Source organism: Streptomyces sp. NPDC001339, assembly GCF_042895955.1.
GTDB lineage: Bacteria > Actinomycetota > Actinomycetes > Streptomycetales > Streptomycetaceae > Streptomyces.
The window spans coordinates 25,185-41,294 of the sequence record NZ_JBIAWT010000007.1 but is presented as its reverse complement, the minus strand read 5'-3'; the positions used below and the strand labels follow the sequence as shown (position 1 = coordinate 41,294).

Here is a 16,110-nt window from a genome sequence, read left to right as displayed (position 1 = left end):
GCGCGATTTTCTTGCGGAAACAGGTTTCCCCTGTAAGAAGCGGGTATACGCATGCCTGCGCGGTCATCCGGACACCATCCGTAATGACCCGGTCTGCCCTTATGGTCGATCTTTGTCCCGCCCTCCGTGGCGGGTACGCCCGTCGGTCCTGGCAGGTCCGGCCCGTCACTCCCTGGCGGGTCCGCCCCGTCACCCCATGACGGGCTTCGCCCACTGCTACACGGCGGGCGGTGTCATGTAGTCGTCCAAGAGAGCGCAGGCGAGCGAACACGTGCCGACGCAGTCCCCCGTCATCCCCAGGCCCGGCAACCCCGGCGGCAGCCGTTCCGGCGCCGCCGCGGCCGACACCGATCCGCGGCAGGAGAGAAGGGCGGAAAGGACGGATCTGGCGAAGGAGACCGCACAGCAGGCCTCGGGCGAGGTGACCGTCGTCGATCCCGCGATGGTCAAGCGTGCGGTGTCGGCGGCGGCACTGGGCAACGCGATGGAGTGGTTCGACTTCGGCGTCTACAGCTACCTTGCGGTCACTCTGGGGCATGTCTTCTTCCCGTCCGGGAATCCGACCGCGCAGCTGCTGTCGACGTTCGGCGCCTTCGCGGCGGCGTTCCTGGTGCGTCCTATCGGCGGCATGGTCTTCGGGCCGCTCGGCGACCGGATCGGCCGGCAGAAGGTCCTCGCCATCACCATGATCATGATGGCGGTGGGCACCTTCGCCATCGGCCTGATCCCGTCGTACGCCTCCATCGGGGTCGGCGCACCGATCCTGCTGCTGGCGGCCCGCCTGGTGCAGGGCTTCTCCACCGGTGGTGAATACGGGGGCGCGTCCACCTTCATCGCCGAGTACGCGCCCGACAAGAAGCGCGGCTTCCTCGGCAGCTGGCTGGAGTTCGGCACACTCGCCGGCTACATCGGCGGCGCCGGCCTGGTCACGCTGATGACCGCGCTGCTGACCACCGAGGACCTGCACTCCTGGGGCTGGCGCGTCCCGTTCCTGATCGCCGGACCGATGGGCATCATCGGCCTCTACCTGCGGATGCGGCTCGAGGAGACCCCGGCCTTCGCGCAGCTGGAGAAGGAGGCGCACGCCAAGGAGAAGGAGCGGCGCGCGGCCGAGAAGCGGATCGGGATCCGCGAGATGATCTTCGGTCAGTGGCGGACGATGCTGCTGTGCGTGGGGCTGGTCCTGGTCTTCAACGTCACGGACTACATGCTGCTGTCGTACATGCCGAGCTATCTGACCTCGGAGCTGAAGTACGACGAGACCGACGCGCTGATGGTCGTGCTCGGCGTGATGGCGCTGATGATGTGCGTCCAGCCCTTCGCGGGCCGGCTCTCCGACCGCTTCGGGCGCCGCCCGGTCATCGCCACGGGCTGCGTCGGCTTCCTGGTGCTGTCCGTGCCCGCGCTGCTGCTGATCCGGCAGGGGTCGCTGCTCGCCATCGCCCTGGGCATGGGGGCGCTCGGCCTGCTGCTGGTCGCCTTCACCTCGTCGATGCCGGCCGCGCTGCCCGCGCTGTTCCCGACCAAGGTGCGCTACGGCTCCCTGTCCATCGGCTTCAACATCTCCGTGTCGCTCTTCGGCGGCACCACGCCGCTGGTGGTCACCGCGCTGATCGGGGCGACCGGCAACACGATGATGCCCGCCTACTACATGATGGGGGCGGCCGTGATCGGCGGTATCGCGGTCCTGCTGATGTCCGAGAGCGCCCGCAAGCCACTGCCCGGCTCCCCGCCGGCCGTGGAGACCGAGGCGGAGGCCCGGGAGGCCAGGAAGGCCCTGCGCGCCGCCCGTGGCCCGGTCCCGGCGGGCTCCACGGCCTGATCCCCCAGGATCCCCCAGACAGCTCCGGACAGCTCCGGACAGCTACTGACGACAGTCGAACGGCTCGCGGGCCCTGACCCGCGGGCCGTTCGCGCTATGCGGCACGATGGTCACTATGAGCATCGTGAAGATCAACGTTCTGACCGTCCCCGCCGAGCAGCACGAGGTCCTGGAGAAGCGCTTCGCGTCCCGCGCCGGCACGGTGGACTCCTCGGACGGCTTCGAATGGTTCGAGCTGCTGCGTCCCGTGGAGGGCACCGACCAGTACCTCGTCTACACCCGCTGGCGGGACGAGGAGTCCTTCCAGGCTTGGATGGAGGGCCCGATGAAGGCCGCGCACCAGGGTGGCGGTGCCGAGGGCGGAGAGCGGCCCAAGCCCGCCGCGTCCGGTTCCACGCTGTGGTCCTTCGAGGTGGTGCAGCAGGCGGGCCCGAAGCAGGGCTGACCGCCGGCGGCTACCACGCGTCCCCGCTTCGACCGTTACCGGTAACGGGGGGTCTTTACCGGTAACGGCCTGCTCACCCGGTCCGGTACCGGTCCGCCTACCTGGTCCAGTACCGGTCCGCTCACCTCGTCCGGTACCGGTCCGCTCACCTGGTGCGGTCCGGTGGTTGGGGGGACCGCGGCGGTGGATGGGGGGACCGCGGCGGGGTGCGCGGGACCGGATGCCGGGCGTTGCCGTTCTGGGGCTCCTCGGCGTCGGAGCCGTTCAGCTCCGCCGTCAGCTGCTCGACGAGTTCGGTGAGGTCGGTGGGGCGGTCCTCGGTCCACCAGTCGCCCAGCATCTCCGCCAGCGACTCCTGGCGGGCGGCCGAGAGCCGGTCCGCGACCTCCCGGCCCCGGTCGGTGAGGAGCAGCAACAGCCCCTCGCGGGTGGCCAGTCCGCGCTCCTCGACCTGGCGGACGCCCTCGGCGATCACTCCCATGGGGACGGTGGTGCGTTCGGCGAGCAGTCCCGGTTCCACCGAGCCGTAGCGGTGGATGCGCAGGATCAGCCAGCCGGCAGCCGGTTTGAGGTCGAGTCCGGCCCGGGCGGTGATCTTCTCGTAGATGCGCTTACGGCCCTCCATGCTGCCGAGTTTGGACAGCGCGCGGGCGCATTCGTCGCGCGAGGAGCGCTCGACGGGGTTGGAGGAGATCACCTCGCTGGTGTCGGGCGCGGTCACGCTGCCGCGCAACGGCTCCTCCCGGAGGAACCAGGCCAGGGCGAACGCCACCAGGACGATCGGAACGGCGTAGAGGAAGACATCGGTGATCGAGACGGAGTAGGCGTTGAGCACCCCCGCCGCCTGACGGGCCGGCAGCCGGCTCACGATCCTCGGGTCCTGGGAGATCTTCGACGGGTCGATGCCGGGCGGCAGTTGCTGTCCGGCGAGCGCGTCCGTGATCCGTGGGCCGAGCCGGTTGGTGAAGATCGTGCCGAAGATGGAGACGCCGAACGAGGCACCGATGGAGCGGAAGAACGTGGCGCCGGAGGTCGCGACGCCCAGATCCCGGTAGGCGACCGCGTTCTGCACGATGAGCACCAGCACCTGCATGACCAGTCCGAGCCCGAAGCCGAAGACGAAGAAGTAGACGCTCATCTCGCCGACCCCGCTGGCCGGATCGAGCCGGTGCAGGAGCAGCAGGCCGAACGCCACCACGGCGGTCCCGGCGATCGGGAAGACCTTGTAGTGGCCGGTGCGGCTGACGATCTGCCCGGAGCCGGTGGAGGCCAGCAGCATGCCGAGCACCATCGGCAGCATGTGCACACCGGACATGGTCGGCGAAACGCCCTGGACGACCTGGAGGAACGTCGGCAGGTACGTCATCGAACCGAACATCGCGAAACCGACGACGAAACCGATGAAGGAGGTGAGCGTGAAGGTCCGCAGCCGGAACAGGTGCAGCGGGATGACGGGTTCCGCGGCCCGGCGCTCGATGAGTACGAACGCCACGAGCAGCACGACACCGAGCACGCCGAAGCCGATGATCTGCCAGGAGCCCCAGGGGTACGTGACGCCGCCGAGCGAGGCCATCAGGACGAAGCAGGTGGCGACCCCGGCGATCGCTGCGGTGCCCAGGTAGTCGATCCGGTGCGGGGTGCGGTGGCGCGGGATCTGGAGCGCGGCGGCGATGACGGCGAGCGCGACAACGCCGACGGGGACGTTGATGTAGAACACCCAGCGCCAGCTCAGGTGGTCCACGAACAGCCCGCCGAGCAGCGGCCCGAGGACGCTCGTACCGCCGAAGACGGCACCGAACAGGCCCTGGTACTTGCCCCGTTCACGGGGCGGCACGATGTCACCGACGATGGCCATCGACAGCGCGATCAGGCCACCGCCGCCCAGCCCCTGGAGGGCGCGGAAGGCGATCAGCTCACCCATGTTCTGCGCGATGCCGCAGAGCACCGAGCCGATCAGGAAGATCACAATGGCGGTCTGGAAGAGCTTCTTGCGGCCGTACTGGTCACCGAGCTTGCCCCACAGGGGCGTCGCGGCCGTCGAGGCCAGCAGGTAGGCGGTGACCACCCAGGAGAGGTGGTCCAGGCCGCCGAGGTCACTGACGATCGTGGGCAGCGCGGTGGCGACGATGGTCTGATCGAGTGCCGCTATGAGCATGCCGAGCAACAGCGCGCCGATCGCGACGAGGATCGTCGGCTGGGACCGGCCCCCGCCGGGGGTGGCAGGCGCGCTGGTGTCCTGCGCCATGTGTGTCTCCTCCTGTCTCGTCTGTCCAGGTGCGTAGCTGTGCAGCTGTGCAGCTGACTTGCTGACTTGGTGGCTTGTTGACTCGGTGGCTTGCCGGATGTTGGTCTGCTTGCCCGATGTCGTTCCGCGCCGACGATGTCGGTGAATGCCGTTGTTCAGCAGACTTCTTCCATCGTGGGTGGTCCCGGCGGATATGGCCCGCCGAGCGGTGATCGGTATCGGCTGTCGCGCGGCGGCCGATGCGGACGACTTCGATCCGCTGCACATACGGCCATACGTGTCACTGCCCGATCACTGCCCGAGTCGCTGCCCGGGTACCGAGCCCTCGCCCGAGTACCGAGCCCTCGTGGGAGCGGCCCTGGGCGCCGTACCCGGACCCCCGTTTGGCGGTAGCCAGTCCGTTTTGTATCGTGAAGGAACAAAGTGGTTCCGCCCGCACTCCCTGACCGGCGGGCGGAGCCGCTTGTCTTTGCCGCCTCGAAGTACTTTCCGCGAACCCGAATGCGCCGTGGTCCCTGACCCGTGGGCGGAACCGCTTGCCTTCCCCCGCCCGTACGGTCCGAACCGTCCGCGCGCCCGAAGCGCCCAGGAGTCCCGCCGATGACGGCCACCACCACGCTCACCGCCCGCGCGCTGCTGCTCGACATGGACAGCACGATCGTCAACTCCGAGGCCGTCGTCGAGCGCTGCTGGCGCCGCTGGGCGACCGAGCAGGGGCTGGACGCCGACGAGGTCCTCAAGGTCGTCCACGGCCGCCAGGGCTGGGCCACGATGGCCGCGCTGCTGCCGGACCGCCCGATGGAGCTCAACCTGGCGGACAACCGCCGGATACTGGCGCAGGAGACCTCCGACATGGACGGCGTGGTGCCGGTCCCCGGCGCGCCCGCCTTCATGGCCGCCCTCGCCGGGCTCCCGCACGCCCTGGTGACCTCCGCCGACGTCCCGCTCTCCGACGCCCGGATGGGCGCGGCCGGGCTGCCCATGCCGCCCGTACGGATCACCGCGGAGAGCGTGAGCGCCAGCAAGCCCGACCCGGAGGGCTTCCTGAAGGGCGCCGCCGAACTGGGCTTCGCCCCCGAGGACTGCCTGGTCTTCGAGGACTCCGAGGCGGGCATCGAGGCGGGCCGGGCAGCTGGAATGCGGGTGGTCGGTGTCGGTGAGCGCGCAGCGGCATTCGCCCCGACCGTGCAGGTACGCGACCTCACCCAGGTGCGGATCGAGGCGCTGGCCGACGGCCTGATCGCGGTGCACATCGACGTCTGAGCCATCGACGTCCGAGCCCGGCCTCCTGATCGCGGTGCGCATCGGCCCCTGACCGCTGGTGCGCACCAGCGGTCAGCCCGCCGCCGCCTCATACGTCAGCCTCATACGTCAGCCCACCACCACCTCGTACAGGCTGAACCCCGCCAGCAGGGTCATCAGCCCCGCCGCGACCTTGGTGATCAGCCTGAGCGGTACGCGCTTCATGAGCGTACGGCCGCCGAGGATGCCCAGGCCCGCGACGGCCCACAGGGCCAGCACGGCACCGATGCCGACCGAGACGGGGTCCTCGTAACGGGCCGCGAGGTTGGCGGTCATGATCTGGGTCAGATCGCCGAACTCAGCGACCAGGATCATGGTGAAGCCCGCCCCGGAGACCTTCCAGAAGCTCTGGTCGGCGGGCTTCCTCACCTCCTCCGCGTCGTCGTCCTTCTTGAACAGCAGCACGGCGGCGCCCGCCAGGAAGAGCACCCCGACCACGCCCTGGACCACCCGCTGCGGCAGCAGCGTCAGCACACTGCCCGCGGCGATGGCGAGCGCGACATGGACGAGGAAGGCGGCCGCGACACCGGCGAAGACGTACGAGGCGCGGTAGCGGGTGCCGAGCATCAGGCCGGCGAGAGCGGTCTTGTCGGGCAGTTCGGCGAGGAAGACGACGCCGAAGACGACGGCGGCGACGGTGAGACTGAACACGGGGTGACATACCTCGATCGGTCGGGCCGCACCAAAGGGGCCCGGGAAAGGGGTCGCTTCGGCACGGCAGCGTGGAACACTGCGGCCGAAGGTCTCGCTGGCGCGGTACGTATCCGTTCCGCCTACGCGTCCATAGCCACGTAAGCCACGTGTCCGTGGCCACGTACCCGTAGCCACATTTCCGTATCGCGCTCCGGGCGCCGGCTCGCCACGAGGGCGGGCAGTATGTCGACGGTCCGGCGGAGAGCTACTCCCCTTCTGCTGCGGGCAAGGGTACGCGGTGCAGTCGGCCCCGCGCGACCAGCTCCAGTACGACCGCGCACGCCGCCGCCTGCACCGCGAGCAGGGCGACCAGGACGAACAGCTGCACGGCGCCTGCCTGAACGGGTGAGGCGCCGCCCAGCAGCATGCCGACGAAGGCCCCGGGGAGTGTGACCAACCCCACCGTCCGGGTCTGGTCGAGCCCCGGCAGCAGCGCGTCCGACGCGGCCGGGCGGGCGACTTCCATGCGTGCGTCGCGGTCCGGCAGCCCGAGCGCGAGCCCCGCCTCGAACTCCCCGCGCCGGCTCTCCAGCTCGTCCAGCGCCCGCCGCCCGCCCAGGACGGTGGCGGTCAGCGCACCGCCGATCAGGATGCCGGTAATGGGGATCAGGGTGAGGCCGCGCGGCGGCACCAGGCCGGTCGCCAGCAGCAGGCCGACGACCGGTCCGACCCCGATGCCGATCGGCACGGCGGCCCACCACCAGGTGCGGTTCCGGGTGATCCGGCGGCCCGCGGTCCGTGCCGCCACCGCGAACATCAGCAGGAGGAAGCAGAGCAGCGGCGGGAGGGCACGGACCACCCAGCCGATCAGATAGGAGACGGCGGCGAGTTGGGCCGCCGCGCGCAGCCCGGCGACGACGATGGCCCGGGAGTGGCCGAGGCGCGCCAGTGAGGCGATGGCCGCGGCGACGGCCAGCAGGACGGCGAGGACGATCCCGAGGGTGGCATTGACCGGCAGCAGCACGCGCTCACTGTAGGGCGGCAGGCTGGGGCGCGGGCGAGGGCGCAGGCGCCGGCGCAGATCAACCGGAGCGCCGCTGGATGCGTATGGCGCCCCGTCAGCCACACCGATGAACCGACGCCGGTCACCCGGTCGGCCACGCGCCGATCACTCCCTCACCGCTCCCTCACCACTCCCCTCACCGCTCCATCAACCACCCCGTCACCACTTGATCTGACGTGAGCATGTCGTCAGGCTGTTACCTGGTGCCCATCCCATGGCAACCCCACGTCATCACCATGGGCCCGCACCGCACGTCAACTTCCCCCCACTTCAAGGGAGTTTCGATGGCCAAGGCCACGACACAGCGCAGGCCCAAGCTCTACGCGCGTCGCGCTTCCCTCGCCGCGGCTTCGGCCGCGGCGCTGTGCTACTCGCTGGTGCTCAGCTGCCAGACGGCCCAGGCAGCACCCCCCACCCCGCCGGACGCGGCCACCGCGCGGACGTACCTCGCCGAGATCAAGGAGGCCCCCGAGGGCTCGCTGGACGGCTACAGCCGCGCGAAGTTCCCGCACTGGAGCGACCAAGGGAACGGCTGCAACACCCGCGAGCTGGTGCTCAAGCGCGACGGCACCGATGTCCAGCAGGACAACCGCTGTGCGGCGGTGAGCGGCAAGTGGGTCTCCGCCTACGACGGCGCGACCTGGACCAAGGCATCGGACCTCGACATCGATCACGTCGTACCGCTGGCGGAGGCCTGGCGATCGGGCGCCGCGCAGTGGACCACCGAGCGCCGGAAGGAACTCGCCAACGACCTCAAGCACTCCCAGCTGATCGCCGTCACCGACAACGTCAATCAGGAGAAGGGCGACAAGGACCCGGCCAAGTGGCTGCCGCCGTCGGCGTCGTACCACTGCGAGTACGCCCGGATGTGGGTGTGGGTCAAGCACGAGTACGGCCTGACCGCGGACGCGGCGGAGACGTCCGCGCTGAAGAAGATCCTGTCCGGGTGCTGATACCCGGCTCGCGATAGGACCGGTCTCCACCGGGGTGAGGCGGGCGCCTCATGGACGTGACTCACGGACGTGACGCGTAGACGTGGCGCACGGACGTGACGGCATGGACGTGATGCACGGACGTGATGCACGGACGTGACGCATGGACGTGATGGCGCCCGCCGCATAAAGATGGCGAAATTCTTGGCGCACCAGGGTGCTGTGCCGGTGGGTCAGGCGGTGATGATGGGGCGCACTTTGCTCGCCACCCCAACTCCTGGGCGGCTCGCGCCCGCGTGCCGGCCGCCCGCTGCCCCAGGGAGAGCCCCTCTTGGCCGCCGACCACATAGCCGACCGCCGCCCCCATCCCTCCCTCGCCCTCGCCATCGTCGGTGCGGGGCCACGCGGGACGAGCGTGCTGGAGCGGATCTGCGCCTCGGCCGCCGAGTTGGCCCCCGGGGCCCGTCTGACCATCCATGTCATCGATCCCGCCCCGCCCGGCGCCGGCCAGGTGTGGCGCACCGCCCAGCCGCCCGAGCTGCTGATGAACACCGTGGCCTCGCAGGTCACCCTGTTCACGGACGACAGCATCGAATGCGCCGGTCCGATACGCACCGGGCCGAGCCTGTACGCCTGGGAGGGGTGCGGCGTCGGTCCGGACGACTATCCGGAGCGCGCGCTGTACGGGCGCTATCTGGAGTGGTTCTTCCGCCGCACGGTGCGCACCGCCCCCGAGGAGGTGACCGTCGTCCCGCACACCGCCCGAGCGGTACGGCTGACCGAGACCCGCGACGGCGCCCAGTCGCTCACCCTCGACAACGGCAGGGAGCTGGGCGGACTGGGCGCGGTGGTGCTCGCCCAGGGCCATCTGCCGACCCTTCCGGCCCCGGAGCAGCGCTGCCTGGCCGCCTACGCCGCCGGTCACGGACTGCGCTATCTGGCACCGGCCAACCCCGCCGACCTCGCCGACCTCGCCGCCGGTCCGGCGGCACCGGCCCCCGGCAGCGCGGTGCTGCTGCGTGGCCTGGGCCTGAACTTCTTCGATCACATGGCACTGCTCACCACGGGCCGCGGCGGCCGGTTCGTACGCGCCACGGACGCGCTCACAGACGGGGCCGGGGGCGAGGGCGGGGAGGGGGCCGGGAGCGACGAGGGGGCGCTGAGGTATGTGCCGTCGGGGCGCGAACCCCGGCTGTACGCGGGTTCCCGGCGCGGGGTTCCGTATCACGCGCGCGGTGACAACGCGAAGGGCGCCCACGGCCGTCATCTGCCGCTGCTGCTGACACCGGACGTGATCGCCGCCTTCCGCAAGCGCGCCGACTCCGGCGACCCGCCCGACTTCCTGACGGAGGTCTGGCCGTTGGTGGCGAAGGAGGTCGAGACGGTCTACTACGAGGCGCTGCTGGCGCGACGGGAGGCGGGGCGGACGTCGGGTGTGCCGGTGGATCCGGGACATGCCATCGTCATGGAGGGTCCGGGAGATGACCCGTGGGGCACCCCCGCAGCCGGCGCCCCTACGGCCGGCTCGCTGCGTGATCGCTTCCGGGAACGTTTCGTGGGAAGCGCGCACCGCAGCCCCGAAGAGGCGGCCGCCCTGGACGCGTTCGCCATCGCGCCGGCCGAACGCTGGGACTGGGAGCGGATCTCCCGGCCGCACGCGGGACGGTCGTTCGCGGGCCGCGCCGCCTTCCGGGCGTGGCTGCTGGACCACCTTCGCCAGGACGTGGCCCACGCCCGGCAGAACAACATCTCCGGCCCGCTCAAGGCGGCCCTCGACGTGCTGCGGGATCTGCGCAACGAGCTGCGGCAGATCGTCGACCACGGCGGGCTGGCCGGGGCGTCCCGGCGTGACCACCTGGACCGTTGGTACACGCCGCTCAACGCCTTCCTGTCGATCGGGCCACCACGCCGCCGGATTGCGGAGATGACGGCACTCATCGAGGCGGGGGTACTGGAGGTGGTCGGCCCCCGGATGACGGTCCGGCCAGGCACCGCCGACGGCCGCGGGCCCGGTTTCACGGCGTACTCCCCGGATGTCCCGGGGTCGGACGTGACGGCGACGACGCTGATCGACGCCCGGCTGCCGGAGCCGGATCTGCGGCGCACCAGGGACGAGTTGCTGGCCGGGCTCCTGGCCGACGGCGGCTGCCGCCCGCACACCGTGGACGGCTACGAGACCGGCGGGCTCGATGTGTCGCCGAGCCCGTACCACCTCGTCGAGGCCGACGGGCGGCACCATCCGCGGCGGTTCGCGGTCGGGGTGCCGACGGAGGGCGTGCACTGGGTGACGGCGGCGGGCGCACGCCCCGGGGTCGGGTCGGTGACCCTGGCCGATACGGACGCGGTGGCCCGAGCAGCGCTGAGAGCCGCGGCTGGGGGCGACCGGTTCCATAAGCCCCACGGGAGTGAGCCCAGAGAGTAAGCCCCAAGGGAGTGAGCCCAGAGAGTAAGCCCCAAGGGAGTGAGCCCAGGGGGTAAGCCCCACGAGAGGAATTCCCGTGAGAGGAATTCCCATGAGAGCAGTCATTGAACTTGCAAGTACTATTAGGCACCCCTAACCTGACCCCCACGGTTCATTCGTCCCCAAAACCGTAGGAGTCCCCCACATGGCAGCAGCACCCCTCACCTCGTTCACCCAGAAAGCGACCCCGCACGCGCTCGCCCTCTGCCGCATCACCATCGGGCTGCTCTTCGCCTCCCATGGCGCGTCCTCGCTCTTCGGCGTCCTCGGCGGCGCGATGGGCCAGGGCGGCACCGTCCCCACCGGCGCCTGGCCGGGGTGGTACGCCGCGGTGATCCAGTTGGTCGGCGGCGGCCTCGTCATGCTGGGCCTGGGCACCCGCGCCGCGGCCCTCGTCAGCTCCGGCTCGATGGCGTACGCCTACTTCTCCGTCCACCAGGGCACCGCACTGTGGCCGATCCAGAACGGCGGCGAGGCCTCCGCGATGTTCTGCTGGGCCTTCCTGCTGTTCGTCTTCACCGGGCCGGGCGCCTGGGCACTGGACCGCGTCTTCTTCGGCGGGCGCGAGCAGCAGCCGGCCGTGGCCGCGCACCGCGAGCCCACGGCCGCCTAAGGTCATCGGCCCGGGTGGCGGGCGGATACGTGCCGCACCCACGGTGGCGTGTCCGCCCGGCCCCCGCCCCTTCTCCCCGGCGAGGCCGGGCGTACGCTGTACGGCTGGAGAGCCGCCCCTGCCGCATCGAGCGACGTCGCGGCGGGGTTCGGACCGGGAGAAAGACGTTGCTGGATGACCTGGGGCTGCTCGCCGGCACCCCCTGGGTGTATGTGATCGTCGGCGTTTCGGTCGTCCTCGATGTGTTCGTCCCGATCCTGCCCAGTGGTGTCCTGGTGATCGCCGCGGCCACGACGGCCGCCGGGAGCGACACCGTGGCCGACGCGGTCGGCACCGTCGACGCCTCCGCGTCCGCTCACAGCGGCACCCACCTGACCGAGATCCTCTGCCTGGCGCTGTGCGCGGCCACCGCCTCGGTACTGGGCGACATGATCGCCTACCGGCTGGCGCGGCGGGGCGGTGACCGCTTCGACCGGGCGATCGGCCGCTCACGCCGGCTGGCGGCGGCACAGAAACGACTCGGCACCGCGCTGACGCGAGGCGGGGGCGGCATCGTCGTCCTGGCCCGCTTCGCCCCGGCCGGGCGCTCCGTGGTCAGCCTGGGCGCCGGCGTGACGCACCGTACGGTCCGCGAATTCCTCCCCTGGTCCGCGCTGGCCGGCCTCGCCTGGGCCACGTACAGCGTGAGCCTCGGCTACTTCGGCGGCCACTGGCTCGGCACGTCCTGGGTGAGCCCCGCCCTCTCCGTGGCCGCCCTCTTCACCGCCGGCTCGGCCGCGGCGTATCTCATCCGCCGGCCGGCACGGCACACCGCACACTGACGCGCGGGAACAGTCGGGCAGGAGACAGCCGGGCAGGTACGCCTGACAGGTACGCCTGAGTGGCTACGACCGCGAGGCCGGTGCCGATCCGCCGCGGAGTAGAGTCGATCGCCCACCCCGATATACCCAGACATACGAGGCACACTTCGGTGAACGCACCACCGGTCGTCGAATGGACCGAGGCCGGCCGGCCCCGATCCGCGCGTTGGCGTTCCGAGAACGGCTCCCCGCCGCCCCACCGCATCGTCATCGCCGACGACCGGACGCGGGCCGACGACGCGTACAAGCTCGCCTGCGAGGGCACCGCGCTGCTGTGGCGCGGCGACTTCCACAACGCCCGCCAGCTGCTGACCGCGATGGCCCGCCGCATCGACCGTCGGCCGCGCAAGGCGCCGCCGGCCGATGCCACCCAGGCGTTCCATCGGCACCGCGCCGCCCAGAACCAGCGCGCCCGCATCCTGGGCATGCTGCTGATCCCGCTCGACGCGGCCTACGCCGTCCCGCTGCACCGCGCCCCGGACGTCCGTGAGGCCTGCACCCGCGCCTACGGCCCCGCGGAGCCCGTGCCCGCAGAACCGGTGCCGGCCGAGGCCTCCGGCACGGCCGAGGCCTCCGGCACGGCGGCGGAGGCGGAGGACGACGCGGCCCCGGCCGCCACCCTCGTCTCGCTGCGCGAACTCCTCGCTCTCATCGGCGCCAACGAGTGGCGTAAGAAGGGCGTGGAGATCCCGGCACTCGGCGGCGACCGGATCCATCCGCACTACGGCGTCTTCTCACCGGCCCGCGGCGAGTACGTCGACCTGGTCGCCGAGGCACCGCTCCCCTCCCAGGAGCTGGCCTTCGACATCGGCACCGGAACCGGCGTCCTGGCCTCGGTACTCGCCCGGCGCGGCGTACGCAGGGTCGTGGCCACCGACCAGGATCCGCGGGCGCTGGCCTGTGCCCGCGAGAACACCGAACGGCTGGGAGTCGCCGGCCAGGTGGAGGTGGTCGAGGCCGACCTCTTCCCGCCCGGCCGCGCCCCGCTGGTCGTCTGCAACCCCCCGTGGGTACCCGCGAAACCGACCTCCCCCGTGGAGCACGCGGTGTACGACCCCGGCAACCGGATGCTGCACGGCTTCCTGAACGGCCTCGCGGATCACCTGACCCCGGATGGCGAAGGCTGGCTGATCCTCTCCGACCTGGCAGAGCATCTCGGGCTGCGCCCGCACGCCGAACTCCTCGACGCCTTCACCAAGGCCGGCCTCACGATCCTCGGCAGGCTCGACATCACCCCGCGCCATCCCCGCGCCCGCGACTCCTCCGACACCCTCCATGCGGCCCGCGCCGCAGAGGTCACCTCACTGTGGCGGCTGGGGCAGCGGGGAAGCGACCGGTAACCACGTCTCCCGCGCGGCCTTCTCCCAGGCACGATGGACGCACCATGGATCCCCGGCACCTCACCTCCCGCGCCCGGCGACTGGCCGCGTCCGCGACTCCGGCCCGGCGCCGGCTGCTCGGCATCGCCGGGCCGCCCGGCGCCGGCAAGTCCACCCTCGCCGCCCACCTGGTGGCCGAGCTGGCCGGCCAGGCGGCGCTCGTGCCGATGGACGGCTTCCACCTCGCCGAGGCGGAGTTGCGCCGCCTCGGCCGTACGGACCGCAAGGGCGCGCCCGACACCTTCGATGCCGCCGGCTATGCGGCGCTGCTGGCGCGCCTGCGCTCCCCGGAGCCGGACACCGCCGTCTACGCCCCGGCCTTCGACCGCCGTATCGAAGAGCCGGTCGCCGGCAGCATCCCCGTAGCCCCCCACATCCCGCTCGTCGTCACCGAGGGAAATTACCTGCTCCTCGACTCCGCCCCTTGGTCACGGGTCCGCGAACTCCTCGACGAGGTCTGGTACGTGGAACTGGACGCCCCTGAGCGGATACGGCGGCTGATCGACCGCCATGAGCACTTCGGGCGCCCGCGCGCCGACGCCGAGCGGTTCGTCCGCGGCTCGGACGAGGCCAACGCCCGTGTCGTGGCCGCGACTCGCGACCGCGCCGACCTCGTCGTCGCCTTCACACCCGAAGAGGCTCCCCGCCCGCCGGAAGGCTGACGCCGGTCAACGACGCACGCATGTCGCCAAACGAACCCGACACTCACCGCACCGTCGGCAATCACGGTAGAAAAGAGAACAGACAGGCAGGACACTCGAACTCAAGACACCCGAACCACAGAGATCGCTGACAGCACGCGCGCACCCCGCAAAGGACGGTCCGGAAAATGACCCCGCCCCTCACGGCCTGGTCCGAGATCGACAACGGCATCGTGCCGGTCGACGACGGTGAGCTGTTCTACGAGACAGCCGGTTCAGGTCCCGCGGTGGTACTGCTGCACGGCGGGATGCTCGACCAGCGCATGTGGGACGAACAGTTCTCCTGGCTGGTGAACTCCGGCCTCCGCGCGATCCGCTACGACTCCCGCGGCCACGGCCTGTCCTCCACGGTGACCGGCGACTACGCCAACCACGACGATCTGTGCGCCCTGCTGGACGCACTCGATGTCCCCAGCGCCGTCCTCATCGGCCTCTCGCACGGTGCACGGGTCGCACTGGACACCGCGATAGCCCACCCTGACCGGGTGACGGCCCTGGCGCTCGCCTCACCGGGGATCAGCGGCCGGGCCTTCACCGATCCCTTCGTCCTGGAGCACATCAAGGAGCAGGTGGCGGCGATCGGCACACCGGACGGCGCGGAGCGCTTCGTCGAGCACTTCCTGCGGATGTGGGTGGACGGACCGCGCCGCGAACCCTTCACCGTGCACCCGGGGTTCCGCGAGCGGATGCGTGCCTCGGCCGCGGCCAATGTGGAGGTGCATGCCGAGGGGATGGGCGCCGGGATCCCCCTCGAAGTCGGCGCGGCGGACCGCCTGGGCGAGATCCGGGTGCCGACGGTGGTGTTCGACGGCGACCTCGACAGTACGGACATCTCCGCCAACGCCCACGCGATCGCACTCGCGGTCCCCGGCGCCCGGAGAGTCCGGATCCCGGGCGCCGCCCACATGGTCAACCTGGAGAACACCGCGGCCTTCGACCACGAACTCCATGCGTTCCTCTCATCCTTGGACTACTGACGCCCGTCCTCGGAACTACTGACGCCCGTCCTCGGAACCACTGACGTCCGTCCTCGGAATCACTGACCTCCGTCCTCGGACGGGCTGACGCCGTAACCGGAATCCCCACCGCCTCAGGTGGCCGAGCCGGCCGCCGCACCCGTCTCCAGATCCGGCCCCCAGCGCCGCAGCGCCCCCGCCAGATCGAGCGGCCGCAGCCGGTCCGTCTCGTCCGGCGCCGGCCAGTCCTCCCGGGGGACCCGCCACATCACCTCGAACTCCACGCCGTCCGGGTCCTTGGCGTACAAGGACTTGGACACCAGGTGATCGGTGGAGCCCACAAGAGCTCCCTGTTCGGCGAGCCAGGTCCTGGCCGCGGCGAGTTCGCCGAGTGTGCCGACCTCCCAGGCCAGGTGGTAGAGACCGACCCGCCCGGCCTCGGGCCCCGGCGCGTCCGGCCCCACCGCGAACAGCGCCAGATCGTGATCGTTGAGCGAGCCGGGCGCGATGAGGAACACGGCCCGCCCCGCTAACTCGGCCTCCACCGTGAGCCCGAGGGCCTCCGTATAGAAGGCGACGGACCGCGCCACATCGCGCACATACAGCACCGCGTGATTGAGCCGTCGTACGGCCATGAGACTCTTCCCCGATCTCTCGCCGCGGCACCACCATGGCGCCGCGCTCCTACCCCGCCCGCA

Annotated in this window: 14 protein-coding genes; 10 read left to right on the top strand and 4 right to left on the bottom strand. The window is 71.0% G+C overall.

The window, feature by feature from the left end:
• Nucleotides 1-271 precede the first annotated feature (271 nt).
• Nucleotides 272-1,822, top strand: coding sequence for a glycine betaine/L-proline transporter ProP (gene proP / locus ACFY12_RS21120; RefSeq protein ID WP_390717383.1), 1,551 nt, complete (start codon nt 272-274; stop codon nt 1,820-1,822).
• A gap of 115 nt (nt 1,823-1,937) precedes the next feature.
• Entirely contained in the window at nt 1,938-2,267 is a 330-nt protein-coding gene (locus ACFY12_RS21115) for an antibiotic biosynthesis monooxygenase family protein (RefSeq protein WP_390717382.1), read from the top strand.
• Nucleotides 2,268-2,412: 145 nt separating this feature from the next.
• Here ACFY12_RS21115 and ACFY12_RS21110 read toward each other — a convergent pair whose 3' ends face one another.
• Nucleotides 2,413-4,512 carry an MFS transporter gene (locus ACFY12_RS21110; RefSeq protein WP_390717381.1) on the bottom strand — a complete coding sequence of 700 codons (2,100 nt, stop codon included), beginning with the start codon at nt 4,510-4,512 and terminating at the stop codon, nt 2,413-2,415.
• 600 nt (nt 4,513-5,112) lie between these two features.
• On the opposite strand from ACFY12_RS21110, the gene ACFY12_RS21105 reads away from it, so the two are divergent.
• The gene (locus ACFY12_RS21105) at nt 5,113-5,775 is read left to right on the top strand and encodes an HAD-IA family hydrolase (RefSeq protein ID WP_390717380.1); all 663 of its coding nucleotides are present in this window, start codon (nt 5,113-5,115) and stop codon (nt 5,773-5,775) included.
• Between the two features lie 108 nt (nt 5,776-5,883).
• Here ACFY12_RS21105 and ACFY12_RS21100 read toward each other — a convergent pair whose 3' ends face one another.
• Together ACFY12_RS21100 and ACFY12_RS21095 are read right to left on the bottom strand one after the other, a co-directional pair.
• Nucleotides 5,884-6,465 (bottom strand): TMEM165/GDT1 family protein, encoded by a 582-nt coding sequence (locus ACFY12_RS21100; RefSeq protein ID WP_390717379.1) that lies wholly within the window; start codon nt 6,463-6,465, stop codon nt 5,884-5,886.
• Nucleotides 6,466-6,712: 247 nt separating this feature from the next.
• Nucleotides 6,713-7,471 (bottom strand): ABC transporter permease, encoded by a 759-nt coding sequence (locus ACFY12_RS21095; protein ID WP_390717378.1) that lies wholly within the window; start codon nt 7,469-7,471, stop codon nt 6,713-6,715.
• Between the two features lie 323 nt (nt 7,472-7,794).
• Between ACFY12_RS21095 and ACFY12_RS21090 the strand changes: the two genes are divergently transcribed.
• The 7 genes from ACFY12_RS21090 (at nt 7,795) to ACFY12_RS21060 (ending at nt 15,433) form a co-directional block, all read left to right on the top strand.
• Nucleotides 7,795-8,463 carry an HNH endonuclease family protein gene (locus ACFY12_RS21090; protein ID WP_390717377.1) on the top strand — a complete coding sequence of 223 codons (669 nt, stop codon included), beginning with the start codon at nt 7,795-7,797 and terminating at the stop codon, nt 8,461-8,463.
• A 310-nt stretch (nt 8,464-8,773) separates the two neighbouring features.
• On the top strand, nt 8,774-10,864 hold the full coding sequence (locus ACFY12_RS21085; RefSeq protein ID WP_390717376.1) for an FAD/NAD(P)-binding protein: 2,091 nt from the start codon (nt 8,774-8,776) through the stop codon (nt 10,862-10,864).
• 184 nt (nt 10,865-11,048) lie between these two features.
• Entirely contained in the window at nt 11,049-11,516 is a 468-nt protein-coding gene (locus ACFY12_RS21080; RefSeq protein WP_390717375.1) for a DoxX family protein, read from the top strand.
• A 167-nt stretch (nt 11,517-11,683) separates the two neighbouring features.
• Nucleotides 11,684-12,337: a DedA family protein gene (locus ACFY12_RS21075; protein WP_390717374.1), complete on the top strand. Its 654-nt coding sequence runs from the start codon at nt 11,684-11,686 to the stop codon at nt 12,335-12,337.
• Between the two features lie 149 nt (nt 12,338-12,486).
• Nucleotides 12,487-13,716 carry a methyltransferase gene (locus ACFY12_RS21070; protein WP_390717373.1) on the top strand — a complete coding sequence of 410 codons (1,230 nt, stop codon included), beginning with the start codon at nt 12,487-12,489 and terminating at the stop codon, nt 13,714-13,716.
• A gap of 44 nt (nt 13,717-13,760) precedes the next feature.
• Entirely contained in the window at nt 13,761-14,417 is a 657-nt protein-coding gene (locus tag ACFY12_RS21065; RefSeq protein WP_390717372.1) for a nucleoside/nucleotide kinase family protein, read from the top strand.
• A 167-nt stretch (nt 14,418-14,584) separates the two neighbouring features.
• On the top strand, nt 14,585-15,433 hold the full coding sequence (locus ACFY12_RS21060; protein WP_390717371.1) for an alpha/beta fold hydrolase: 849 nt from the start codon (nt 14,585-14,587) through the stop codon (nt 15,431-15,433).
• A gap of 113 nt (nt 15,434-15,546) precedes the next feature.
• On the opposite strand, the gene ACFY12_RS21055 is transcribed toward ACFY12_RS21060, so the two are convergent.
• A complete protein-coding gene (locus tag ACFY12_RS21055) occupies nt 15,547-16,047 on the bottom strand; it encodes a VOC family protein (RefSeq protein ID WP_390717370.1) in 501 nt (166 codons plus the stop codon).
• Nucleotides 16,048-16,110: the final 63 nt, after the last annotated feature.